The organism is Tabrizicola sp., from assembly GCF_022842145.1.
Lineage (GTDB): Bacteria > Pseudomonadota > Alphaproteobacteria > Rhodobacterales > Rhodobacteraceae > Tabrizicola.
This window is the reverse complement of the sequence record NZ_JALHQD010000006.1, coordinates 133943-155855: the sequence shown is the minus strand read 5'-3', so window position 1 is coordinate 155855 and position 21913 is coordinate 133943. Positions and strand designations below refer to the sequence as shown.

At 65.5% G+C, this 21913-nt stretch carries 20 protein-coding genes; 11 read left to right on the top strand and 9 right to left on the bottom strand.

The window, feature by feature from the left end; all coding sequences use genetic code 11:
• The first annotated feature begins 14 nt into the window (after window positions 1-14).
• Complete coding sequence (locus Q0C42_RS14935) at window positions 15-1172, top strand: phosphatase PAP2 family protein (protein WP_295077466.1); 1158 nt, start codon at window positions 15-17, stop codon at window positions 1170-1172.
• Window positions 1173-1224: 52 nt separating this feature from the next.
• Here Q0C42_RS14935 and Q0C42_RS14930 read toward each other — a convergent pair whose 3' ends face one another.
• Window positions 1225-3378 (bottom strand): hypothetical protein, encoded by a 2154-nt coding sequence (locus tag Q0C42_RS14930; RefSeq protein ID WP_295077464.1) that lies wholly within the window; start codon window positions 3376-3378, stop codon window positions 1225-1227.
• 189 nt (window positions 3379-3567) lie between these two features.
• Between Q0C42_RS14930 and Q0C42_RS14925 the strand changes: the two genes are divergently transcribed.
• Genes Q0C42_RS14925 through Q0C42_RS14900 form a run of 6 tightly spaced genes read left to right on the top strand, consistent with a single transcriptional unit; the run spans window position 3568 to window position 8524 of the window.
• Complete coding sequence (locus Q0C42_RS14925) at window positions 3568-4362, top strand: peptidoglycan-binding protein (RefSeq protein ID WP_295077461.1); 795 nt, start codon at window positions 3568-3570, stop codon at window positions 4360-4362.
• A gap of 51 nt (window positions 4363-4413) precedes the next feature.
• The gene (locus Q0C42_RS14920; protein ID WP_295077458.1) at window positions 4414-5160 is read left to right on the top strand and encodes a hypothetical protein; all 747 of its coding nucleotides are present in this window, start codon (window positions 4414-4416) and stop codon (window positions 5158-5160) included.
• Window positions 5157-5771, top strand: coding sequence for a hypothetical protein (locus Q0C42_RS14915; RefSeq protein ID WP_295077456.1), 615 nt, complete (start codon window positions 5157-5159; stop codon window positions 5769-5771). Before Q0C42_RS14920 ends, Q0C42_RS14915 begins: the two co-directional genes overlap by 4 nt.
• Window positions 5768-6328, top strand: a complete 561-nt coding sequence (locus Q0C42_RS14910) for a methyltransferase (protein WP_295077454.1) — start codon at window positions 5768-5770, stop codon at window positions 6326-6328. Before Q0C42_RS14915 ends, Q0C42_RS14910 begins: the two co-directional genes overlap by 4 nt.
• The gene (locus Q0C42_RS14905; RefSeq protein ID WP_295077451.1) at window positions 6325-7014 is read left to right on the top strand and encodes a hypothetical protein; all 690 of its coding nucleotides are present in this window, start codon (window positions 6325-6327) and stop codon (window positions 7012-7014) included. Before Q0C42_RS14910 ends, Q0C42_RS14905 begins: the two co-directional genes overlap by 4 nt.
• 13 nt (window positions 7015-7027) lie before the next feature.
• Window positions 7028-8524: a hypothetical protein gene (locus tag Q0C42_RS14900; protein ID WP_295077449.1), complete on the top strand. Its 1497-nt coding sequence runs from the start codon at window positions 7028-7030 to the stop codon at window positions 8522-8524.
• Between the two features lie 516 nt (window positions 8525-9040).
• Here Q0C42_RS14900 and Q0C42_RS14895 read toward each other — a convergent pair.
• The 7 genes from Q0C42_RS14895 to Q0C42_RS14865 form a co-directional block, all read right to left on the bottom strand.
• Window positions 9041-10219: a hypothetical protein gene (locus Q0C42_RS14895; RefSeq protein WP_295077447.1), complete on the bottom strand. Its 1179-nt coding sequence runs from the start codon at window positions 10217-10219 to the stop codon at window positions 9041-9043.
• The gene (locus Q0C42_RS14890; RefSeq protein WP_295077445.1) at window positions 10220-11344 is read right to left on the bottom strand and encodes an amidohydrolase/deacetylase family metallohydrolase; all 1125 of its coding nucleotides are present in this window, start codon (window positions 11342-11344) and stop codon (window positions 10220-10222) included. It lies immediately after the preceding gene.
• 9 nt (window positions 11345-11353) lie between these two features.
• Window positions 11354-12778, bottom strand: a complete 1425-nt coding sequence (locus Q0C42_RS14885; protein ID WP_295077443.1) for an amidase — start codon at window positions 12776-12778, stop codon at window positions 11354-11356.
• Window positions 12779-12811: 33 nt separating this feature from the next.
• The gene (locus Q0C42_RS14880; RefSeq protein ID WP_295077441.1) at window positions 12812-13894 is read right to left on the bottom strand and encodes a Gfo/Idh/MocA family oxidoreductase; all 1083 of its coding nucleotides are present in this window, start codon (window positions 13892-13894) and stop codon (window positions 12812-12814) included.
• Between the two features lie 66 nt (window positions 13895-13960).
• Complete coding sequence (locus tag Q0C42_RS14875) at window positions 13961-15118, bottom strand: ABC transporter substrate-binding protein (protein ID WP_295077439.1); 1158 nt, start codon at window positions 15116-15118, stop codon at window positions 13961-13963.
• 42 nt (window positions 15119-15160) lie between these two features.
• Entirely contained in the window at window positions 15161-15994 is an 834-nt protein-coding gene (locus Q0C42_RS14870) for an ABC transporter permease (protein ID WP_295077437.1), read from the bottom strand.
• A gap of 5 nt (window positions 15995-15999) precedes the next feature.
• Entirely contained in the window at window positions 16000-16779 is a 780-nt protein-coding gene (locus Q0C42_RS14865) for an ABC transporter ATP-binding protein (protein ID WP_295077434.1), read from the bottom strand.
• A gap of 260 nt (window positions 16780-17039) precedes the next feature.
• Between Q0C42_RS14865 and Q0C42_RS14860 the strand changes: the two genes are divergently transcribed.
• Window positions 17040-17924, top strand: a complete 885-nt coding sequence (locus Q0C42_RS14860) for a MurR/RpiR family transcriptional regulator (protein ID WP_295077432.1) — start codon at window positions 17040-17042, stop codon at window positions 17922-17924.
• Between the two features lie 2 nt (window positions 17925-17926).
• Window positions 17927-19699: an NAD(P)/FAD-dependent oxidoreductase gene (locus tag Q0C42_RS14855; protein WP_295077429.1), complete on the top strand. Its 1773-nt coding sequence runs from the start codon at window positions 17927-17929 to the stop codon at window positions 19697-19699.
• On the opposite strand, the gene Q0C42_RS14850 is transcribed toward Q0C42_RS14855, so the two are convergent.
• Complete coding sequence (locus tag Q0C42_RS14850) at window positions 19684-20046, bottom strand: RidA family protein (RefSeq protein ID WP_295077426.1); 363 nt, start codon at window positions 20044-20046, stop codon at window positions 19684-19686. The genes Q0C42_RS14855 and Q0C42_RS14850 overlap by 16 nt on opposite strands.
• Window positions 20047-20109: 63 nt before the next feature.
• On the opposite strand from Q0C42_RS14850, the gene Q0C42_RS14845 reads away from it, so the two are divergent.
• Both Q0C42_RS14845 and Q0C42_RS14840 read left to right on the top strand, forming a co-directional pair.
• On the top strand, window positions 20110-20853 hold the full coding sequence (locus Q0C42_RS14845) for an SDR family oxidoreductase (RefSeq protein ID WP_295077423.1): 744 nt from the start codon (window positions 20110-20112) through the stop codon (window positions 20851-20853).
• Window positions 20850-21908 carry a D-TA family PLP-dependent enzyme gene (locus tag Q0C42_RS14840; protein ID WP_295077420.1) on the top strand — a complete coding sequence of 353 codons (1059 nt, stop codon included), beginning with the start codon at window positions 20850-20852 and terminating at the stop codon, window positions 21906-21908. The genes Q0C42_RS14845 and Q0C42_RS14840 overlap by 4 nt, the downstream gene beginning before the upstream one ends.
• Window positions 21909-21913: the final 5 nt, after the last annotated feature.

Here is a 21913-nt window from a genome sequence, read left to right as displayed (position 1 = left end):
GGTGGGCAAACATCATGAGCGAACTGGGAAGGTCCGGCAGGTCGGGAAGATCAGGCAGGTCAGGGCGATCGGGCAGGTCGGGCCGCTCCGGCAGGTCGGGGGACGAAGGCCTGGCGGACCATGCCGGCGGCGAGGCGTCGCCGCTTCTAAGCCAGGCCCTGACCCAGACCCATGACGGCATCGCGGGGTTCTGGGACGCGAAACCCGCCAACTTGCCGGACGAATTCTCGACGAAAGATGATGACATCCTTTACCTGCGCTATTCGACGCGGGGACTGATGCTGGACCACGAACTGTTCAGCGGCGTCGAGGTGACGGGCAACAGCACGGCAACGGTCGTCAAGCAACGGACACTGGGGACGATGTTTTTTCAGGTCGCGCGTCCGGCCCCGGATTTCTTCGGGCAACAGCTTCGTTTCATGCGATCTTACGCTGACCTGCGCGAGGACCGTATCCCCGAGATCAGCGTGCAGATCGACGATATCCTGTCCTTCTTCGGGGCCATCGCGCTGATTGACGACCAGCGGCGGCTGAAGACGATGGAGCTGCTTGAGGCCGTCATCCGGCTGTGCATCTTCGTGGAGCTGAAGGTCAAGCACCTGTGCCGGGCGAAGCGTCCGGTCGACTATGCGCCGGAACTGCAGCCGATCATCCAGACGCCGGACCATTCGACCTTCCCCAGCGGCCACGCGACCGAGGCCTTCGCCGTCGCGACCGTGCTGCACAGGCTGATGACCAAAGGCATCGAAGGCCCGCTGGCCGGAGTGACGGCCCAAGCCCAGCCGTTCCGGCTGGCCGCCCGCATTGCCGTCAATCGCACGGTCGCCGGGGTTCATTTCCCCGGCGATACGGCGGCGGGGGCCGTCCTGGGCTGTATGTTGGGCGAATATGTTCATCGGCTGGGAACCGGGGCCAAGCCGGTCACTTCCGCGACGCCCGTCTTCGGTGTGCGTCCGCTCGGATCTGGCAAGCCGGACGACAAGACCTTTTACGCGGACATGGACTTCTCCCTGGCCTGGTTGGCCAGTGCACTTCCGGAAGATCCGAAAGCGACACCGCCGGTGGACCCCGCGATCTCCCGGGCGGGTTCGCAGACGGAGGCTGCTGCAACGGTGAGCCCGACGATCCTGGAAACGTTCTGGCGCAAGGCCTTGGACGAGTTCAAGTTGTAGGGGTCTCTGCGGGCAGATGGAGCAGGCGGGCATCTCTGCCCGCCTTCGCTTCCTAAAGCTCGTCCCTCCGCGCCACGCGACCCGGTTCCTGGAGGAAGGGCAGGATGCCCGCGCCCAGCCGTTCGTCCTTTCCCGGGAAACTCTCGGCCGGATCCAGGGTCGCCGAGAGGTCATAGTCGCCACCCGCCGCGATCTGTTCGACGATCGCCCGCGTCACCTGCGGTGCGGCAGCGCTGGTCCCCATGAAGATCGCAGTCGAGCCGGAGAAGAGCCCCGTGGCAAGGCGCCCCGGATGGGCGCGGGTTTCTTCGGACACGGCAGAGAGGTCGATCTCGCAGGGCAAGCCTCCGGACGAGGCGGAATACAGCGCGGCTTTCTCGTAGGCGTGGCGGTCAAAAGCCCCGCCCACCACGACGAAATCCTTCGCCCCCGACGTTGCCATGGCAGACATCGTGCCCGACCGGGTGACCGGGCAGTCATCGGGGTCGGGCATGACGCTGTCGAAGGTTTCGGGGTCGATCAGGTCGACCCGCGGGTGGTCGAGATAGGATTGCCGGCCATACTGCCGGAAGGTCGAGGGCGTATCGTCGCGCTGGACGTCGATGTCGACGGTGAGGTCGTCCCCGCCGGTGTTCAACAGCGTCAGGCCATATGCGCCGTTCGGTGCCGTCGTCGCAGGCCGGTCGTGGTTGATGGTCGGGGCCAGCGCGATCACCACGCGCCGGCGCGTGTTATCGTGGTCCTGCACATAGACCCGTCCGATCACTGTCGGGCCATCCATCCAGTCCCAGACGCCGGTGCCGCGCAGCGGGATCGTCACGGCGGGGCCGATGGGGGGTGCGATGGTCAGCGTAAGTGTCGGTTTGCGGCTGGTCCAGATCTCGACAAAGCTGACCGACCGGTCCTCGGGCTGAAGGCGCAGGAGGACGGTTTCGAACTGGTCCTTCGAAAGGGTCATCCGCGCGCGGGTCCGGTCACGGTAGCCGTTGCCCGAGGGCATCACGACCACCGTCTTGATGGTCCGTCCGTTCCGCTGGTTCCGAAGTCGGACAAGCCGGGCGATCTCGCGCTCCAGAAAGCCGCTGCCGTCCTTTGGGCCGGCGAGAAAGCCGTAGCTGATGTTCACCACGACCGAGATGGGGGTAACGTTGCCGGATTTATCATGGAACGCCGTGTCCGCCCAGTGCAGGATCCGCGTCAGGCCCAACAGCACGAAGAGGTCCAGCCGGGCCCCCGACGTCTCGGCCGCCGCGAGCTTTGGCAGTTGCACCGCAAGGATGGGACGTTCGCCGGGTGCCGTGCCGCATGGATATCCGGCCGCGAGATCGAGGACATGCGTGCCATGCCCCGCCTGAAAGCCGAAGGGCCGGATGAAGGTCGGGTCAAGCAGGTCCTGGGCGGTCCGAAAATCGATCCCGCTGGCGGTTACACTCTCGGATGGGATGAATGGCACGCCGAACGGATAGATTTCGCGATAGGCCTCGTCCTCGAACGGGCAGGATTTCAGCAGAGCATCGATCTCGTCGGGTTTGAGTTCGCGTCCGACATCCGCAACGGTTGGCTTGCCCGACACCTTCTGGAAGGTCGGCATCCCCTGAAGCCAGACCCGCGTGATCCGCGTCGTATCTTCCGTCGCACGGAACCGTTCGTTGAGGAAGCCGATCTGGTCGTCGATAATCGCGGTGGCGACCGTCGCGACCGGTGGGCTGCGCAAGGCGGGCGGACCAGGTCGGGCCTGTTCCGCAAAGGGGATAACTAGGCCGACGCGCAGGACCCTGTAGGGAAGCTTGTCGCGCAGGATGACGGTGTTGTAGGCTTCGTTCTCTGGCCGGAAGACAAAGAACCGGAGACTTGCTTCGTCGACCTTGAGTGCCGTCGACAGATTGGTCAGGCAGACAGCGGTTTCATCGGGCAAGGCAATCCATTCCGGACTTTCGCTGCAGATGTCCAACAGCTTTTGTGCAGCGGCACTTGCGTCTTGCGCGGTGTGGATCGGCTTGCCCGGACGCACAGACATCAGTTCAACGTAGACCGGCTGCATCAGCCTCAGCGGTTGCCCGCTGTCCTGATTCATTGCCATGGAGGAGGGGCGGGTCACCTTGTCCCAGTCCTCGTAGGGATCGACCCCGGCGATAGTAGCCGAAGGGTTGGTCGGGCCGCGCAGGTGCCCTTCGTCCGCGTCCTGCTCTTGCCATGTGTAGGTCATTCGCCAGTCCCCCGTGCCCGCGACGTCACGGAGGATTGTGGCAGACAATTCCGGACCCATCACCAGCCGAGGGCGCGCTTTACGATAAATTAACGCTGGCAGCGCGGATTCACCCACTGAAGATTTTCGTTGGATTTACGGAGAACGCGCTTCTTAGGGCCTGCACCTTCACGATGGGAAAGGCCTGCGATGAACATTGCATCCGGATTGACGAACCCTGTTCCCCTTGCGCATGAGGACCGTCGGACTCTGAACGGCCCGCTTCACGCCGCGCGGAACGCGACCATGCTTGCGCTGATCGGCAATCCGCGCCCGACCTATGGGACCGACTGCGCGCCGGTCGTGGACCCGCTGATCAAAGGCCTGATCGTCACCGAGGATGTCGGCCCCTTCCGCGCAACTGGCCTTGCACCTGCCGTCGCCGTCCTGCGGACCATCCTGGCCGATATCCAGCGCGATCACCCTGCCATCCATGCCGCCCTTGGCAGCGCAGGCATGCTTTGCTGCCGGCTCGTCCGCGGCTCGGCGACGGCCATCTCGAACCACGCCTGGGGCACCGCGATCGACCTGACGCTGGGCGGCGTGCTGGATTCGCGGGGCGACGGGCGGGCGCAGGCCGGGTTGATGGCAATCCACCCGATCTTCAACCGCCATGGCTTCTTCTGGGGCGCGGCCTTCCGGATCGAGGACGCCATGCATTTCGAGGCCTCGGAAGAGCTGATCGACCGCTGGTCGCAGGACGGCCTGTTCGGTGCGCGGCCCGCGTTGCGCAAACCGGGGCTGACGATCGGCGATCGTGGCCCCCAGGTCGAAAGCCTGCAGGCCGCTCTCAACCGCCATCTGCCGCCGGACGACCTGCTTCTGGTCGACGGGGTCTTCGGCAAGGACACGCGGGCCGCGGTGGCGGGCTTCCAGCGCAGCAAAGGACTGCCGCCGGACGGCACCGCCACCTTTCGCACGCTTCGGGCCCTGGGCCTGGGCTAGGCCCAAGGTCGGGTGCAGGACGAAACACTCAATCATTCGGAAAGAACGCTGATGACCCCACATGGACGATTGCCCCGCGGCAAGGGGAAGTACTCGGAAACCGCCGAGAAGGGTTTTGCCGAACTTGACGCGATGGTCACGGATGTCGAACGCGAGGTCAGGGCCTGGCGTGGCTGGCAGCTTCTGGAGAACCCGAGCCGGCACACCGATCTGCGGCTGGTCCTGCGCGAAATCCTGCATGCTGTCCCCATGTACCAGGGCCAGACCACGGAGGCCGGCTTTCGGATGATCGGTCGGTTGCACAAGTCCGAGGTCCGTCTGATGCAGGTGCTGTCGCACCACAAGGCGGAAGAGGCGGAGCACGGTCTCTGGGCGTGGGACGACTACCTTGCGATGGGCGGCAACCCCGCCCTGCAGTGCGCGGCGCCCACCCCCGCCGCCTTTGCCGTCGCCGCGGTCTGGGACCGGATGGCGGACCGCTGCGACCCCTTCGGCTACATCGGCGCCGAGTACCTGTTCGAGAACCTGACCGAACGCCTGACCAAGGCGATTGCCGCGTCGCCGGGCGCGGGCATTGCCTTCGCCAATGGAACACGCTTCCTGTCGGATCATGTCACGGAGGACGTTCGGCACGCCAATCTGTTCCGCCACCTGATCAAGCAGGTGCTGACCGAACGCCCTGACGCAATCGGCCCCATGACCCAGTGCCTTTCGCTGTTCCGACAGGTCTATCCGATCCCGCTTCGGGATGAGGCACTTGTCCGGGCCATCGGCGCGCCCGCGGGAGACGCCGCATGAACGAGGACCGGGCCACCGTGCGGCGCGGGGCATTCGTCGCAACAACGGAACCCTGGTTTGGCCAGATCTACCGGCTTCGCCATCGGCGCTTCGTGGTCGAGCAGGGCAAGTCCTATCCTGGCGTCTCGCCGGACGGCACCTTGGTCGACGCGGAAGATCAGCGGTCCCGACAGATCGCGTATTGCGAGGGTGGCCGCCTGGTTGCGGCGCTTCGGCAAACCGCCCTGCAAGACGTCAGCCCCGAGGGCTACCTCGCCGATCTTGCGGTGTCCGCCCGCCTTCTCTGTGCCCCGGAAACCATTGTCTGCAGCCGATTTGTGACCGATGAAGGCGGCCGAAGCCTGCGTGCGGTGATCGCTCTCTTTCGCCTGGCCTACCAGATCGGGCTGGACCTGAACGTCAGGCATTCCGTCCTGTCCACGCGGGAAGAGCTGGTCTCGTTGTTCGGGACCTTCGGCTATCGCCAGACCGGCGGGTCCTTCGAGCATCCGGTCGCCGGCACGCAGATCATCATGTTGCTGGATCTTTTCGACACGGACCATCTCAACCGCATCGGCTCGCCGCTTGCGCGTGTTGCAAGTCGAAAGATCGCTGGCGAGGTCTTGTCGTGATCGGGTCGGTGCTGTTCCTTGCGCTTGCCGTGGCGGTCTTTGCCTACTTTGCCTGGGCGATCCGCTATCACTTCGTCAGCACGCGGATGCCGATGGCAATGCGGATCGTCTCGGTACTTGCAGCCGCAGCACTACTCACCGGGATCATCGCTATCCTGCGCTCGCCTCCGGACAACGGGCGACTGGCCCTTGCTGCCGTCGGAGTGCTGGCCGCCCTTGGCGTCTTTCATGCCGCAGTGCGGGCTACACATGGGCACGGGCTGACGCTTGCCTTTGATCCCGTGGCACCGCCCCGGATCGCGGGCAGCGGGCCATACAGGTGGGTGCGTCACCCATTCTATCTGTCCTACATCCTTTTCTGGGCCGCCCTGCTTATTGCAGCACCTGTCTGGTTGCTTGCCGCGCTGACCTTTGCGCTGGTCCTGTTCTATGTGAACAGCGCCTTGATCGAGGAACGGACAATCCTCGCCTCACCCCAAGCCGAAAGCTACCGCGCCGCCACCCGCAGCGCCGGATTCCTTTGCCCGAAACTAACCTTGATCCGGGGGCAGCGATGACGGGGTTTGCGAACCGGACAGACCGGCTGACCGAGCTTGTCCAGCGAGTCTCTGTCCGTCGGGTCGCGACGGGCGAAGATCAGGAGGACGTGGCGGCGCTTCGGTACCGTGCCTATCAGGCCGCCGGGATGATCGGTGCAATCCCGGGAAAGCGCCTGTGGGACGGCTACGATGAGATGCCGAACGCGCGAACCGTGGGGGTCTGGCGGGACGACAGGCTTATCGCTTCGATCCGACTTCATGTTGCCGGGGCTGCACATGAGGCGCGCTCACCAGCGGTCCTGGTTTTCCCCGAGATCCTGTCGCCGCGGCTTGCAGCCGGCGATCGCATCGTCGATCCAAACCGGCTGACGGTGGACCCGATTGCCCAACGTGAAGAGCCGGACGTCCATATGTTGCTGATGCGTATCGCCATGGCAGCCGCGATCTACCACGCAGCCGACATCGTTACGGCAACGGTGCGGCCGGGTCACAAGGCATTCTACGCAAGGTGGTTGCACATGACCTGGGTGGCGGACCCACGGCCCTACCCGCCACTTCTGCGGTCGCTGGGCCTCATGACGGCCCAGTTCCAGCGCGAGAAGGATGCCTTCCTGCAAAAGGCTGATTTCCTGCGACCGGAAAGCGGGGAGCCCGAGCGCCTTTTCGGACCTGCGGCCCACGGCACGATCAACCCCACTCCCTGAAGGAGGATTGCCCATGCCTGCACTCGGGACCATCGGCGGCGGGGCTACCCTCGCTTTGGTCATGCTGCTTGTCATTGCCGTGGGAGTTGCGATCCTGCAACTGCCCGGCGATCCCACGGTCTTCTACCTGCCGGTCTGGGCAGCAACCTTTCTTGCCCTGTTCCTTCCGGTGGCGATCATCGCTATCCGGGCTCAGGTTCGCTACAACAGGATCGAGCTCATCGACCTCTTCGCCAAGACATTTGACCTACACCCGCACAACGGAACCGGAAGCACCCTGGTGAGCTTCGAGTTCGTCCGTGGCAAGTACTACGCCGATCTTCCCCACGAGGCGCGGACCGGCGATCTGACCAAAATTCCCCGCTTTCCGTTCCAGGTCCTGTCGGACTGGATGCTGCTCTTCTGCGCCATTCCGTTCATGATCTTTTCCGGTTTCGGGATGTTTCTGATCTTCGCGCATCTTGCTCAGTTCAGTGCCGACGGAATGGTCGGAGCCTGGCTCAAACCAAGCTTGTTGGCAGCCGGTGGCTTGCCGTCAGAACTGCTAGCCGACCCGGCAAAGATCGATGCACACCATCTGAATGTCCTGACCATCGCGGCTGTCGCTTTCGCGGGGTCGTATTTCTTTTCGATCCGGCTTTTCCTGCGGGCAGTGGTCGCGTTCGACCTATCGCCTGTCACCTTTCTGCGCGCCTTCCTGCACATGATGCTTGTGCTGGTTCTTCTCGTCGTCGCCTATCGGGTTGTGCCAAGCACCGAACAGGTGGTCGCGCTGGGCCGGGACGCCCTTGCCGCGCTTGACCTCAACCGCGGGACTGACTGGCCTCAATACGACCCGACCGACGGTGTCGGTTACGGCTGGCTGTTCCTGGCCTTCGCCTTCGGCTTCATTCCGGAATCGGCTTTGTCCTATGTCATCCAGAAAGCGGGCTTCTCGTTTAAGGAACGCCTCATCAAGCATGAAAAGCACTGCAAGGTGGTTCCGGTCACGCTGCTTGAGGGCATCGATCACCTGACGGCCTTTCGGCTGGAAGAAGCGTATATCTTCGACGTTCAGAACCTTGCTGCGTTCAATCCGATCATGCTGCATATCGAAAGTCCGTTCGGGATATACACGACGATCGACTGGGTCGCGCAGGCACAACTCTGTCTGGAATTCGGGCCAGAGCGGTTCCTGGCTTTGCGGACGCTGAACATCCGGACGATCTTCGATCTCGAGGCCGTCGTGGAGCGTGGCTCGCCGGAAGCGAGAGAGGCCCTGGCCGATATCCTTTTCCAGAACGACATGCGGGATGCTGACCTTCGTGAGAGTCTTGGCCTGAAAACACTTCCGAAGCTCCACCTCGGCGCCGGGGAGCCTGGTGCCTTGACCTCAGACGCCAGGCGCGAGGCGCTGCGCACCCTGGTTGCGGCGATCATAGACGACCTGCACGTAAAGCGGCTGCGACAACTTTGGGACAGGGTTTCCCGCAGTCTTGGCGGCGATGGCGTGCTGCAGCACATGGTTTGACACTGCTTGCAGACCCAAGTGCAGTCGTAGGTCAATGCCGCGACAGCTACATAACATGGGGCGACAGTAGGCATGGTCGGTGAGGAACTTGCGACGGAGCCAAGACGACCCGTCCGGCCAAATGGCCGGCAACAGGCAGCCACCGGAAGATCTGCTCCCCCCCAAGTGAATATCGCAGCAAGGGTGATCCTTCGCTCGGTTTCTACTTCGAGAATGCTGTTTGCTACATCTCGTCGACAGCGACGAACCAACCCGCTTCGTTGCGCGACAGCGACTGTCCGCTTTCCGCCCCTTGCGAAGGCCCCACCCGGATCGACGCTCGCGGCCCTTGCCGGCGTTTGCGACCAGTGTCCGCAGTCGTTCGGCTGCAGCGAAGTGGCTGGCCATGGCCCTGCAATTGCAGGACCAACGCGACCTAGCCAAGGGCAAATTCAGTCTTGAACTTGGCAAAGGCACCAAAGCCGCCGCTGTCGGGCGTGCGGTTCCGTCGCGGTTCGGGGCCGGAAAGCACCGGGTTCAGGCCGGATGCAGCGCGTTGTGCATCCAGGCCAGACGCGTCGGTGGCACGAGGCCGAGGTTGTAGAAGTTCAGGCCGTCCGCGTGGACCCTGGCCGCAGCGACGCGCGCTGCAAGGTCGGCGGCGTCGGCAAGATTGGGGTGAAAAAGCTGGAACCCTGCCGTCAGCCTCTTGCCCGGACCAAGCGCTGCCTTGACCGGGGCCAGGAGCGCACCAACCCGTTCAGGTGGGGCAAAGTAGGCGCAGTAAAGAACGCCGCCCAGATGCGGGGCAAGGGCCGCGATGTCCAGCCCGCCGGTCCACGACCCATCATAGTCGATGACCGCCAGTTCGGTCGCCTTCGGCACTCCGGCTGCGACCTGCGCCACAAGGTCGGTCACCGCCTGCGGGCGCCAGCGCAGGAAGGCGGCCAGCGCGGGCTCACCGTCGAAAGCGGCAAATCCCCTGGCCGGAAAGTCAGGAAAACTGCGCTGTGGCAAAGGCCGGGCAAAGGCCGCGTCCAGCAACGACACGACCCGGGCGCGGGCTTCGTCAAAGGGCACCCCGGCCGCCATCGCTGCCTGTCGGCAATGGGCGCAGAAGCACAGGCCCAGCAGGAAATCCTCTTCCGGCGTCACGCCAAGGCCGTCCTTCTCGTGGTGGAAGCCATGGGAAAACCCCATGAACTCTGGCGTTTCCAGCTCGATCCGGTCCGGCGCATAGGCGTCGGCCACCTCGCGCACCAGCGTTGCCACATAGTCACGCGCGGCGGGACTGCTGGGGCAGAGGGCATAGAAATGCGGGTCGCCATGGGCGGTGCGCATGACGTGATCCGGATGCGCCATACCAAGCCGCGTGTTGTGCAGACAGACCGTCCAGCAGCTGACCTGAGGCCCGCCCCGGTCGCGCCTGTCGATCAGTGCCGCCAGGTAATCACCCTCGGCCGCCACCACATCGGCCTGCAGCGCCCGGATCGTCTGGCCTAGCCAGCGGGCAGGGTCGAGCCGGTAATACACCGTACCGTCCTGCGGGAAGTAGACCTTGCGGCGCGGATTGCCGGGCTGCAGGAAGCGGCCCGCGTGGTAGGAGGTGGCAACGCTGACGCAATTGCCACCCGCCTGCGCAATGCGGTCCAGTGCGGTGTCCAGCCCGATGTCGTGCAGGTCCCAGGGATAGGCCCAGACCGAGACGCGCGTCATCTACAGCGCCTCCCACCGTCCGCCGATCACCATGCCGCGCGGGATCAGCCGTTGCGGGTAATCGACAACCTCTCCCAGCACGTCTTCAAGCGGGGTTGGCATCTCGGCCAGCGCCAGCACCGAGGCATCCCCGGCAGCCCCTGCGCCCAGATGCCCAAGCTCGGGGCGGCGCAGCGCCTTGGCGGCGTTGGAGGTGGCGGCGGCAACGACGTCGGACAAGGGCAGACCGAGCGACAGGAACTTTGTCATCGTGCGCAACAGGTCCCAGGCGGGACCAGTGATGCACATCGCGTGGACGTCCGAGGAAATCGTATCGGGCGCAAAGCCCACTGCCAGCGCCTTGCGCGCGGTATCCCAGGAAAACGAGCCCATGCCATGGCCCACGTCGAACAACACGCCCCGCGCCCGGGCGCGCTGCACGGCCTCACGCAGGTGCCCGTTGCCCTCAACCGGGGCGTTCGGAAAGGGGCGGAAGCAGTGGGTCAGCACGTCGCCGGGGCGCAGGCGGTCGACCACATCGGCATAGGTCGGCGGCGGCTCGTCGATATGGCACATCAGCGGCAGACCGGCGCGGTCGGCCAGATCCAAGGCCACATCCAGCGGCTGGATGCCGGAGGGGCCCGAGGCGTGGCGGCCGACGCGCACCTTGATGCCGATGATCACGTCGGGGTTGGCGCGGGCCACCGCCAGCGCCTCACGCGCAGCCATCAGCCGCATGTCATGCGCTTCGCCGACCATGATGGTCGGAGAGAACGCGTAGATGCCGGCAAAGGACACATGCAGATAGACCAGCACCCGCACGCGCGCCTTGTCGATGACATGGGCGCGAAAGCCGGGGAAGTTGCCGGGCCCTGCGCTGCCGGTATCGGCGACGGTGGTGACGGCGGACTGGCGGGAATAGGCGTCGGCCTCTACCCCCAGCGAGGTGCCGCCCCAGTAGACATGGGTGTGCAGGTCGATCAGGCCGGGCGTCACGATCAGGCCGCTGACGTCCTGCACCTCGCGCCCCGCCAACCCCTGACCGACGGCGGCCACAAGGCCCGCGGTGAAGGCAACGTCAGCCAGGCCGTCAATCCCATGGGCCGGGTCGATCACCCGCCCGCCCCGCAGCACCAGATCATGCATCGCCACCCCCTATACCCGGACCGGCGGACGCCGGTCGCGCCAGGGCATCACCTGCTCCAGCAATGTCGCCACCTGCAGCACCGTCGCCTCGTCTCCGGGCCGTCCCACCACTTGCACGCCGACCGGCAACGGCCCGGCCATGCCCAGCGGCAGCGACATAGCCGGTTGGCCCGAGACGTTGAAGGGGGCCATGAACACCGCATCGGCCCAGAGCGTGTTGTAGGCGTCCAGATCGGTCAGTGACATGTCGTAATAGCCCACGGGCCGTGGCGGCTGGGTCAGCGTCGGGGTCAGGTAGATGTCGAAGGGCAGAAGCTCGGTCACGATGGCGCGGCCCATCTGGCGCAGCTGTTCTACCCGGTTGGCATGGGGGATCGCCATGGTGGCGCGCCCCCGGGTCAGGATCGCCCAAGTCACCGGCTCAACTTTGTCCGGGGTGACGGGGCGGCCGGTCACGGTTTCCATCCAACCCCAGAATCCCGCCGCCTCGACCACCGACATTTCGGTGTAAGTGCGCCACAAGACGCCAAGGTCGGTCGTCATGTCGTATTCGGAAACGTGGTGGCCCTGGCTTTCCAGCGCGCGGGCCGTGGCGCGGACCACGGAGGCGATGTCGGGATGGACCGGGTTCCCGGTCGGATCGGCCACCGTGAACCCCACGCGCAGCCCCTGCGGTATTTCGCGCGCCAGTTCGGCAAAGGGTCGGGCGGGCAGGGGGCAGGGGTAGGGATCGCCCGGCAGACCACCCGCCACGGCATCCAGATAGGTCGCCGTGTCACGCACCGTGCGTGAGTTGCACAGGAAATACGCCCCGCCCATCCAGTAGTCAGCAAGCGGTGCCAGCGTCACGCGCCCGCGTGACGGCTTCAGCCCCACCACTCCACAGCACGAAGCGGGCACCCGGATCGACCCCGCCCCGTCGCTGGAGTCGCCAAGCGGCACCATGCCTGCCGCCACCGCCGCCGCCGTCCCGCCGCTGGACCCGCCGGGGGTCACGCCTGCATCCCATGGGTTCAGCGTCGGGCCGTACAGAACCGGCTCGGTCGCAATGGACCAGCCGTTCTCCGGAGCGTTCGACTTGCCCACAAGCACCAGCCCTGCCGCCTTGATCCGGCTGACGACGGTGCTGTCGGCAGTGGCGACTTGGTCCTGCAGGTAGCGGCTGGAATTGGTGACCGGCGCGCCGGTCCAGCTGGAGGCAAGTTCTTTCAGCAAGTAGGGCACCCCCGCCAGCGGCCCCGAAACACCGGCGGCCACCTGCGCCCGTGCCATGTCGTCCAGCCGGTGGATGACGGCGTTCAGCCGCGGGTTCAGCGCGTCAATGGCGCGGATCGCGGCTTCAGTCAGTTCCGCCGCAGTAACGTCTCGCGCCCGGACGTGACCGGCCAGCGCCACCGCATCGGACGAACGATAAAGGTCGTCGATACTGCTCATGGCTTCCCCCTTTGCGCCCGGCAGAGGCGCAGTTCAGTCCAGCCGGATGACCCGTTCCTCGGCAATCGACTGCTCGGCCGCCAGCACGATGCGCAGCGAATTGACGGCGGCATCCATGCTTTCCGACAGGTCCAGATCCTCGCGGATCGCGCGCAAGAAATAGGCCTGCTCGCGGTCACACAATTCCTGATGGCCGGGTTCGTCGGCCATCCGCAGGATCTCGTCCTTTTTCAGAAAATGCTTGTCGTTGCCCACGGCGGCATGATGGACGCGAATCACATCGGTCTTGGTATGCTTGTCGATATTGGCGCTGTCGGACAGGTCTTCCTCGCCCGACCGCGCGTGATCGTCCGGCACCAGACTGACCGAGCCCTTGGGCCCCACGATATCCTTCACGAAGAAGGCGGTTTCCGACATCATCGGCCCCCAGCCCGCCTCGTACCAGCCGACGCTGCCGTCATCGAAGGTCACGTGCAGGTGGCCGTAGTTCTGCTTGTCGGCCTCGGCCCAAAGTGCTGCACCAATCCCGTGTACGCGGACGGGTTTGGCACCCGTCAACTGGCACATGACGTCGACGTAGTGCACGCCGCAATCCACGATGGGGATCAGGCTGTCGATCAGGTTCTTGTGCCAGAACCACGCGTCCCCTGACGACTGCTGGTTCAGGTTCAGCCGCATGACCAGGGGCTTGCCCATGGACTTGCCGATCTCGATGAACTTCTCCCAGCTGGGATGTACCCGAAGGATATAGCCAAGCACCAGTTTGCGGTTCAGCCGCCGGGCGGTGGCGACGACCGCCTCGGCCTCGGCATTGGTGGTGCCGATGGGCTTTTCCATGAACACATGCGCGCCCGCCTCCATCGCCTTGATGGCATAATCGGCATGGGTGTTGGGCCAGGTGTTGATTGAGACCGCGTCGGGCTTCAGCGCCGCAAGCGCCGCCTCATAATCCTCGAACAGCGGATAGCCCTGCAACGCCTCGGGGATCGCCTTCGACTTGATCTTGCGGGAACACAGGCCCACGATCTGGAAGCCGGGGTTGCGGTGATAGGCGCTGGCATGGGACGCACCCATGTTGCCCAGGCCCACGACAAGGATGCGTACGGGCGCGGTCATCGCGGTCTCCTTCGGTTGGGCGGTGGGCGGCACTCATCCCGCAGGATGGGCGCCGCCAACCGTGTTTCAGCCTTTCGCGCCGATGGCCTGATCGAACATCGTGGCGCGGATTTCCTCGACATTGACGTCCTCAAAGCCTGCGGGCACCCCCGCTGCCGCCGCATCGGCCTTGATCTTTTCCAGATCAAAGCTGTTTGCGCCTGCGATCAGGTCGTTGCTGCAGACATCCTCGGCCTTGATCACGTCGGTCTGGCCGATCTTGGCTGTCAGGTCGAAGAAGGCCTGCCACGACGCCATGTCATGCCAACCCCAGCCCTGCCGCTTGGCCATGTCGCCGCGGAAGACGTTGGCCTGCTGGATCAGCGACATGCAGCCCTGCGCGGGGCCGACGTTCTGCGCCAAGGTCGGGAACTGGTCGAACACGGCCTGCACGGCGGCCTGCGGGTTGTGCTCGGCGAACTCCATCCCCATGGCCCAGCCCTTGAGGTACTGCTCCATGAAGGCCTTCTTGTCGGGATCCTCGACGTCGGCAGCACGCACGACAAAGGTGTTGGCCGGCAGGGGCGAGTTCTGCACGCCCAGCCAGTATTCGAACTCTAGTCCCGTGGCGATCCACTCGGCCCGCAAGCCTTCCCAGGCCAGCGCCGCGTCGCCCTGACCGCCGGCCAGCGCCGTGCCCCAGGTCGGCCAGCCCGCCTCGACATATTTGATGGTCGTGATGTCGACGCCTTGCGCGGCCAGCATCGGGTCAACGATCGGTTGCCAGGCTGCAGAGCCCAAGAGGATCGTCTTGCCCTCGATGCCCTTGATGTCGGCCGGGCCTTCGCCTTTGCGGAAGGCCAGACTGAAGGTGTCGCGCGCACCCATGTGGAACACCGATTTCAGCTTCATCCTCTCGCGCAGCGCGAAGGAGAACACGCCGGGCGAGGGGAAGCCCATGTCGGCCTGCCCCACATCGACGAACTTGACCGTGGCCGTGCCGTCCGACGGGCCCGGCTGCATGTCGACCGACAGGTCGCCGAAGTAGCCCATCTTCTTGGCCACCCAGAAGCCGTAGTCATCCAGGACCTCAAGCGTGCCGCGCGGGCTGATCCAGGTGAAGGCGCGGTCATAGGGTTCGGCCAGCGCCGATCGCAGCCCCAGGCCCGAAAGCGCGACACCGCTGGCAGTGAACTGCAATAGTCTCCGCCGCGTTAGCCCGGGGCCGGTTTTCAGAATGGTCATCTCGGTCACTCCCTTGTTGTACTAGATTGTGCCGGGCTTGCCTCAGGTCTCCCAGCTTGCCCACTTCTTGCCGATCAGGAAAAACAGGACGTAGAGAACGATGCCCATGATTGAGAGGATCATGATCACCGCAAAGAACTCGGGCATGTTGATCATGCTGGAATAGGTCGTCAGCCGGTTGCCCAAGCCGAACCCACCGCCCACCATCTCAGCCCCGACGCAGGTCAAAAGGCCGAAGATGGCGCCGATCATCAGCCCCACTAGGATCATCGGCAGCGCCATCGGTGCGCGGATCTTCCAGAAGATCTGCAGGACAGATGCACCATAGCTGCGCGCCAAGGCGATCTTTGCGCTGTCGGTGCGGCGAAACCCGGTGGCGGCGTTGATCATGACCATCGGCCCCGCCGCCAGCGCCACGGCGATGATGCGGGGCGTGTAGCCAAAGCCGAAGCGCAGGATCAGCAAGGGCACAAGCGCCAGCATGGGCGTGGTCACAAGGATCAGGATGTAGGGCGTGATGACCTTCTCGACGAAGGGTTTCTGGGTCACCACTGCGGCCAGGATCAGACCGATGCTCGCCCCGATGCCGAAGCCCGCAAACAGGCAGATCAACGTGTCGCGCAGGTGCGGCAGAAGCAGCGGAAACTCCTTGACCAAGGCCGCCGCGATGGCCGACGGCGGTGGCAGGATGTAATGCGGCACCTCGAACCAGCGCAGCAGGACCTCAAGTCCGCCGATCACAACCACCGCCACCAGGAGGATGATCGCGATTTCCTTGCGGGTCCGCGTACCCGTCCCAGCCGCCAGAGAAACGCCCGACAGGCCAACCCCGCCCCCCGGCTGTGACTTGTTGAACTCGGGGATGGCATCCCTCATCGTCGCTACTCCGCCGCCGCGCGCAAGGAGGTCTGGCCGTAGATGTCGGCCTTGATCCGGTTCGTCAGGTCGAAGACCTCGCGGCTGGCCATGGTTTCAAGGCTGCGGGGCCGGGGAAACGGCACCGGATAGTCGGCCATCACCCGGCCAGGGCGTTTGCTGAGCACCAGCACCCGGTCCGACAGAAAGATCGCCTCCTCGATGGAATGGGTAATGAAGACGATCGTGGTCTTCGTCTCCAGCCAGATCTCCTCGACCAGGCGGTTCATCTCTTCGCGGGTGAAGGCATCCAGCGCGCCAAAGGGTTCGTCCATCAACAGGACCGATGGCCGCAACGACAGCGCCCGCACGATCGAGGCACGCTGCTGCATGCCCCCCGACAACTCGCGCGGCATCCGGGTTTCAAACCCCTTCAGCCCGACGCGGTCCACAAGGTGGTCGATCCAGGCCATGTCCGGCTTCTGGCGCTTGACCTCCCACGGGAACAGGATGTTCTGCATCAGGTTGCGCCAGGGCAGAAGGTTGGCCTCCTGGAAGACCAGCCCGATCTCGGGGTGCGGGCCGGTGATCGCCTGACCGTCCAGAAGCACCTGCCCCTCGCTCAGCCCGTGCAGCCCCGACATCGACCACAGGAGCGTGGTCTTGCCGCAGCCCGACGGCCCGACAATGGACAGGATGGTGTTGCGCCCGACATCGAAGGTCACGTCGGCAATCGCCTGCAGGTCGCCATAGCGCTTGCCCGCGCCGCGAATGCTAAGCCTTGCGCCTTCTGTCGCCACAGCCATGCGCCCCCGCCTTGCAGTCCCTTGCCGACCTGCAAGCTGACCCAGCGGAAACTATGTTGCTGGCTTACATGGCTGTCAACGATTCGACACAGAGGCAGAGATGCCGCCATGTTTTCCTGGCCGCGAGCGCTGAGAGCCCGTGTAAGTTTCCAACACAAGGGCTTGACGTGGATGGCCAATGACCGGGATACTACGGGCGCGGTTCAGACATTGACGGGGGCAGGATGCGAGCGGAACAGGCCGCAAGCAGGCGTTTGCCGGTGCCGGACATCATTGCCCGGATCAAGGACAGTTATCCTGATCTGCGGCCGGCCGAACAGTCGGTGGCCGACGCCGTGCTGTCGGACGTGCAGGCCGCCGTCGACGCCTCGAACGCCGACATTGCCATTCGCGCTGGCGTCAGCCAGCCCACCGTCACCCGGTTCTGCCGCGCCATCGGCTGCGAAGGTGTGCGCGATTTCAAGCTGCAACTGGCCCGGTCACTGGTGGTGGGCGACCTGTATCTGGCCGCAGATGCTGCGCCCGCGCAACCGTCCGAGACCGCGCTGCCGCCGTTCTGGGAATCTGTGCTGGCTGAAGCGCGGGCCGCCATCCATGCCGTCGAACGACAGTTGGACCCCGCCCTTCTGATGCAAGCGGCCGAACTTCTGGCGCAATCGGGCGGGCGCGTGCTTGCACTTGGCCTTGGCGGGTCGTCCTCGTCTCTGGCCGAGGAAACGCAGAACCGGTTGTTCCGCTATGGCTTGGGCGTGACGGCGCTGAAGGACCCCTACCTTGCGCGGATGATGGTGGCGACCTGTCGCCCCGGCGATGCCTTTGTCGCGATCTCGTCGACCGGTCGCACTCGCGAGGTGATCGAGGCGGTCGAGATGGCGCGTCACCACCGCGCTGCGACCATCGCCATCACCACGCCCGGCAGCGACCTTGCCCGCGCAGCGGATGTGGCGCTGACCGTGGCCGTGCCGGAGTACCCCGATACGCTGAAACCCACCGCATCACGCTTTGCCTTTCTGGCGGTGATCGACCTTCTGGCCGCCGCCACCGGCTATGCAATCGGCCCGCCCGCGCGCGAAAACCTGAGGCGGATCAAGTATGCCATCCAGACGCACCGCCGAGGCGCGACACTGGAACCGCTGGGAGACTGACCATGTCCGACGCCGCCATCGACCACTGGCTGTCCCGGTTCGACACTGCTCTCAAGGCACAGGATGTGGCAGGGGCGGTTGCACTTTTCCGCCCCGACGCGGCCTGGCGCGACCTTCTGGCCTTCACCTGGAACATCGTGACGCTTGAAGGCCCGGCCCGCATTGCGGCGATGCTGGGCGGTTGCCTGGCCCGCGCCATCCCCACGGGCTGGCAGCGGGTCGGCCCGGCGGAAAGCGAAGGCGAGACCATCAGCGCCTGGATCACATTCCGCACGGCCACAGCGCAGGGCACCGGGCGGCTGACGCTGCGCGATGGTCTGGCCGATGTGCTGTTCACCGCCGTCGCCGACCTGACCAGCCACGAAGAGCGGCGCGGAGCCACCCGGCCCCGCGGCATCGTCCACAAGGCCAGCCGCACGCGCGAGACCTGGTCCGAAGCCCGCACCCGCCGCCGCGCCAGGCTGGGGCAGGAAGACCAACCGCAGGTTCTGATCATCGGCGGCGGTCAGGGGGGGCTGGCGCTGGCCGCGCGGCTCAAGTCGCTGGACGTGCCCGCACTGGTCGTCGAAAAGAACCCGCGCGCGGGCGACAGCTGGCGCAACCGGTATCGCAGCCTCGTGCTGCACGACCCGGTCTGGTACGACCATCTGCCCTACATCCCCTTCCCCGCGCACTGGCCGGTGTTTTGCCCCAAGGACCAGATGGGCGACTGGCTTGAGGCCTATGCACTGGCTCTGGACCTTGACCTGTGGCTGTCCTCGACCGTCGAAAGCGCGGTCTGGCAGGGCGATCGCTGGAAGGTGACGGTGCGCCGTGACGGGGGCACCACCACCCTCCACCCGGTGGAACTGGTGTTTGCCACCGGAGCCTACGGTCCGCCCCGCGCCATCGACTGGCCGGGGGCGGAAAGCTTTGCCGGAACCCTGATCCATTCCAGCGCCTATCAGGATGGCCGCGCCTTTGTGGGCAAGCGCGCGCTGGTCGTGGGGGCAGCGTCCAGTGCGCATGATGTGGCCGTGGACCTGTGGGAGGCCGGGGCCGAGGTCACGCTGATCCAGCGGTCATCGACCTGCGTGGTGCGGTCGGAAACGCTGATGGACCTTGGGTTCGACATCTATTCCGAAGACGCCGTGGCGCGCGGCATCGACGTCGACCGGGCCGACCTTCTGTCAGCCGCCACGCCGTTCTCGCGCTTCACCGCAGGCCAACGCGCGCTTTACCAGCGCATCCGTTCTCAGGACGCCGACTTCTACGCCAGACTTGCCGCCTCGGGGATGCAGCTTGACTTTGGCGAGGACCAGTCCGGCCTGATGATGAAGGCGCTGCGCACCGCATCGGGCTATTACATCGACGTAGGCGCGTCGGACCTGATCGCCACCGGCCAGATCGGAGTGATCGCCGGGCACGGCGTGACGCGGGTGGTGCCCGAAGGGCTGGTGCTGGACGATGGCAGGACGGTCACGGCCGATGTGGTGGTGGCCTGCACCGGGTATCAGTCGATGCACCGCACCGTCGCTGGCATCGTGTCCGATGAGGCGGCCGAGGCGGTTGGCCCCTGCTGGGGCCTGGGGTCCGGCGTGCGCGGCGACCCAGGTCCTTGGCAGGGCGAATTGCGCAATATGTGGAAGCCGACCGCCGTAAAGAACCTCTGGTTCCATGGCGGCAATCTGGCCCTGTCGCGGTTCTATTCGCGCTTTGTCGCACTCCAGCTGAAAGCGCGGATGGCGGGGCTTCCGGTCACCGTCTGGGGCGGCCCGCCTCAGCGCGGGGCATAGGCGATGGCCTCGATCTCGACCGCGATGTCGATCATGAGGCGCGATTCAGCGGTGGACCGGGCCGGAGGCTGGTGCGGGAAGTATTCCGCATACACCGCGTTGAACCCCGCAAAGTCGTCGCGGTCGCGCAGCCAGACCGTGGTCTTCACCACGTCGGCCATAGTCGCTCCGGCCAGCGCAAGGAAGGCCTTCACGTTTTCCAGCACGGCACGGGTTTCCGGCCCGATGCCGCCCGCAACCACCTTGCCGTCCGCCACGGGCACCTGGCCCGAGACAAAGACGAAATCCCCCGCCCGCACCGCAGGCGACAGGGGCACATGGCTGGTTCCGAACACTTCCTTCGACATGGCGTATCCTCCTTTTGCTGCCGTGATCCTGACGACCCGGCCCGGAAACGCAAGGAGGCGCGCATGATCGAACTGACCGGTGCAAGGGTGGTTCTGACGGGTGCGGGTGGCGGCGTCGGTCGCGCGCTTGGTGCAACATTGGCACGGCTTGGCGCGCAGGTGGTGTCCTGCGACATCCCTGGGACCGATCTTGCGGGCGAGGCGCACCACTTCGACCTGCGCGACCGCGACGCGACCCTTGCCGCCGCCTCGGCCATACTGGCCGGAGGGACGCCTTCGGTCGTGATCTCAAACGCGGGCTGGACGCGGGCGGATACCTTTGGCCAATGCACCCCCGACGCGGTTGACGATGAACTGGCGCGCAACTTCACCGGGGCCGCGCATTTCACCCAAGCCTTCCTGCCCGCCATGCGTGCGGCAACCGGCAACCGCGCCTTCGTCTTCGTCTCTTCCGTCAACGCCCTGACTCACCACGGCAACCCACCCTATTCCGCCGCCAAGGCCGCGATGCTGGCCTGGTCGCGGGCCATCGCGATCGAGGAAGGCCGTCACGGCATCCGCTCGAACGCGGTGATCCCGGCCTCGATCCGCACCGCCGCGTGGGAGCATCGTTTGCAAGCCGATCCCGCGATTCTGGACAAGCTGGCGGCGATCTATCCCTTGGGCCGGATCGTCACCACCGATGAAGTCGCCGCTGCCGTCGCCTTCCTTGCTTCGCCCGCCGCCAGCGGCATCACCGGCACGACGCTGACGGTGGATGCCGGGCTGATGGCCGGCAACCTGCCGTTTCTGGAGGCGATCACATGACGCTTGACGACATCGACACCCCCGCCGTGCTGATCGACCTTGACCGGGTCGAGGCCAATCTGGCCCGCGCTCAAAGCTATGCCGACGCACACGGGCTGCGGCTGCGCCCGCATGTCAAGACGCACAAGCTGCCCCGTTTCGCCCGCGCGCAGCTGGCCTTGGGCGCGATCGGCATCACCGCGCAGAAACTGGGCGAGGCAGAGGCGATGGCGGATGGCGGGCTGACCGACATCTTCCTGCCCTACAACATCATCGGCCCGGCCAAACTTGCGCGGCTTGCCGCGCTGGCCGAGCGGGTCACTCTGTCGGTGACCTGCGACAATGCCACCGTCCTTGCCGGGTATGCTGCGACCTTCACCGCGCCGAAGAAGCCCCTGACCGTTCTGGTGGAATGCGACACCGGAGCCAATCGCTGCGGGGTGCAGACGCCGGAGGAGGCGCTGGCGCTGGCGCAGGCCATTGCCGCCGCGCCGGGCCTGCGGTTCGGCGGCCTGATGACCTATCCGCCGCGCGACGGCGAGGCTGCGACGGACGCCTGGCTGACCGCCGCGCGCGCTCTCCTGACCGAGGCTGGCCTGCCACCGCCGGTGATCTCGGCCGGGGGCAGCCCGGGCCTCTACCGCGCGCATCTCGTGACCGTCGCCACCGAACACCGCCCCGGCACCTACATCTACAGCGACCGCATGCAGGTCGCCTTCGGTCTTGGCAGCTGGGACGACTGCGCGATGACGGTGCTGGCCACCGTGGTAAGCCGCCCGACCGAGACCCGCGCCATCCTCGATTCCGGGTCAAAGGCGCTGTCCGCCGACCTCTGCCCACTGCCCGGCCACGGCCGTATCACCGCCTATCCGGACGCGGTGATCACCGGGCTGTCGGAAGAACACGGCCACGTCGATCTGTCAGCCTGCCCAGACCGGCCCGCGGTAGGCGAACGGGTGCGCGTGATCCCGAACCATGCCTGCGTGGTCACGAACCTCTTCGACCGTGTCCACCTGATCCGGGGCACCGTGGTGCAGGAATTGGCCAGCATCACGTCGCGCGGCAAACTGGCTTGACCGGA

Coding starts and splice junctions, on each gene's coding strand:
- Q0C42_RS14895 (WP_295077447.1), bottom strand. CDS start 10,219: ATGACGCGCGTCTCGGTCTGGGCCTATCCCTGGGACCTGCACGACATC.
- Q0C42_RS14875 (WP_295077439.1), bottom strand. CDS start 15,118: ATGACCATTCTGAAAACCGGCCCCGGGCTAACGCGGCGGAGACTATTG.
- Q0C42_RS14885 (WP_295077443.1), bottom strand. CDS start 12,778: ATGAGCAGTATCGACGACCTTTATCGTTCGTCCGATGCGGTGGCGCTG.
- Q0C42_RS14935 (WP_295077466.1), top strand. CDS start 15: ATGAGCGAACTGGGAAGGTCCGGCAGGTCGGGAAGATCAGGCAGGTCA.
- Q0C42_RS14905 (WP_295077451.1), top strand. CDS start 6,325: ATGACGGGGTTTGCGAACCGGACAGACCGGCTGACCGAGCTTGTCCAG.
- Q0C42_RS14870 (WP_295077437.1), bottom strand. CDS start 15,994: ATGAGGGATGCCATCCCCGAGTTCAACAAGTCACAGCCGGGGGGCGGG.
- Q0C42_RS14855 (WP_295077429.1), top strand. CDS start 17,927: ATGTCCGACGCCGCCATCGACCACTGGCTGTCCCGGTTCGACACTGCT.
- Q0C42_RS14925 (WP_295077461.1), top strand. CDS start 3,568: ATGAACATTGCATCCGGATTGACGAACCCTGTTCCCCTTGCGCATGAG.
- Q0C42_RS14840 (WP_295077420.1), top strand. CDS start 20,850: ATGACGCTTGACGACATCGACACCCCCGCCGTGCTGATCGACCTTGAC.
- Q0C42_RS14845 (WP_295077423.1), top strand. CDS start 20,110: ATGATCGAACTGACCGGTGCAAGGGTGGTTCTGACGGGTGCGGGTGGC.
- Q0C42_RS14930 (WP_295077464.1), bottom strand. CDS start 3,378: ATGACCTACACATGGCAAGAGCAGGACGCGGACGAAGGGCACCTGCGC.
- Q0C42_RS14850 (WP_295077426.1), bottom strand. CDS start 20,046: ATGTCGAAGGAAGTGTTCGGAACCAGCCATGTGCCCCTGTCGCCTGCG.
- Q0C42_RS14900 (WP_295077449.1), top strand. CDS start 7,028: ATGCCTGCACTCGGGACCATCGGCGGCGGGGCTACCCTCGCTTTGGTC.
- Q0C42_RS14865 (WP_295077434.1), bottom strand. CDS start 16,779: ATGGCTGTGGCGACAGAAGGCGCAAGGCTTAGCATTCGCGGCGCGGGC.
- Q0C42_RS14880 (WP_295077441.1), bottom strand. CDS start 13,894: ATGACCGCGCCCGTACGCATCCTTGTCGTGGGCCTGGGCAACATGGGT.
- Q0C42_RS14890 (WP_295077445.1), bottom strand. CDS start 11,344: ATGCATGATCTGGTGCTGCGGGGCGGGCGGGTGATCGACCCGGCCCAT.
- Q0C42_RS14920 (WP_295077458.1), top strand. CDS start 4,414: ATGACCCCACATGGACGATTGCCCCGCGGCAAGGGGAAGTACTCGGAA.
- Q0C42_RS14915 (WP_295077456.1), top strand. CDS start 5,157: ATGAACGAGGACCGGGCCACCGTGCGGCGCGGGGCATTCGTCGCAACA.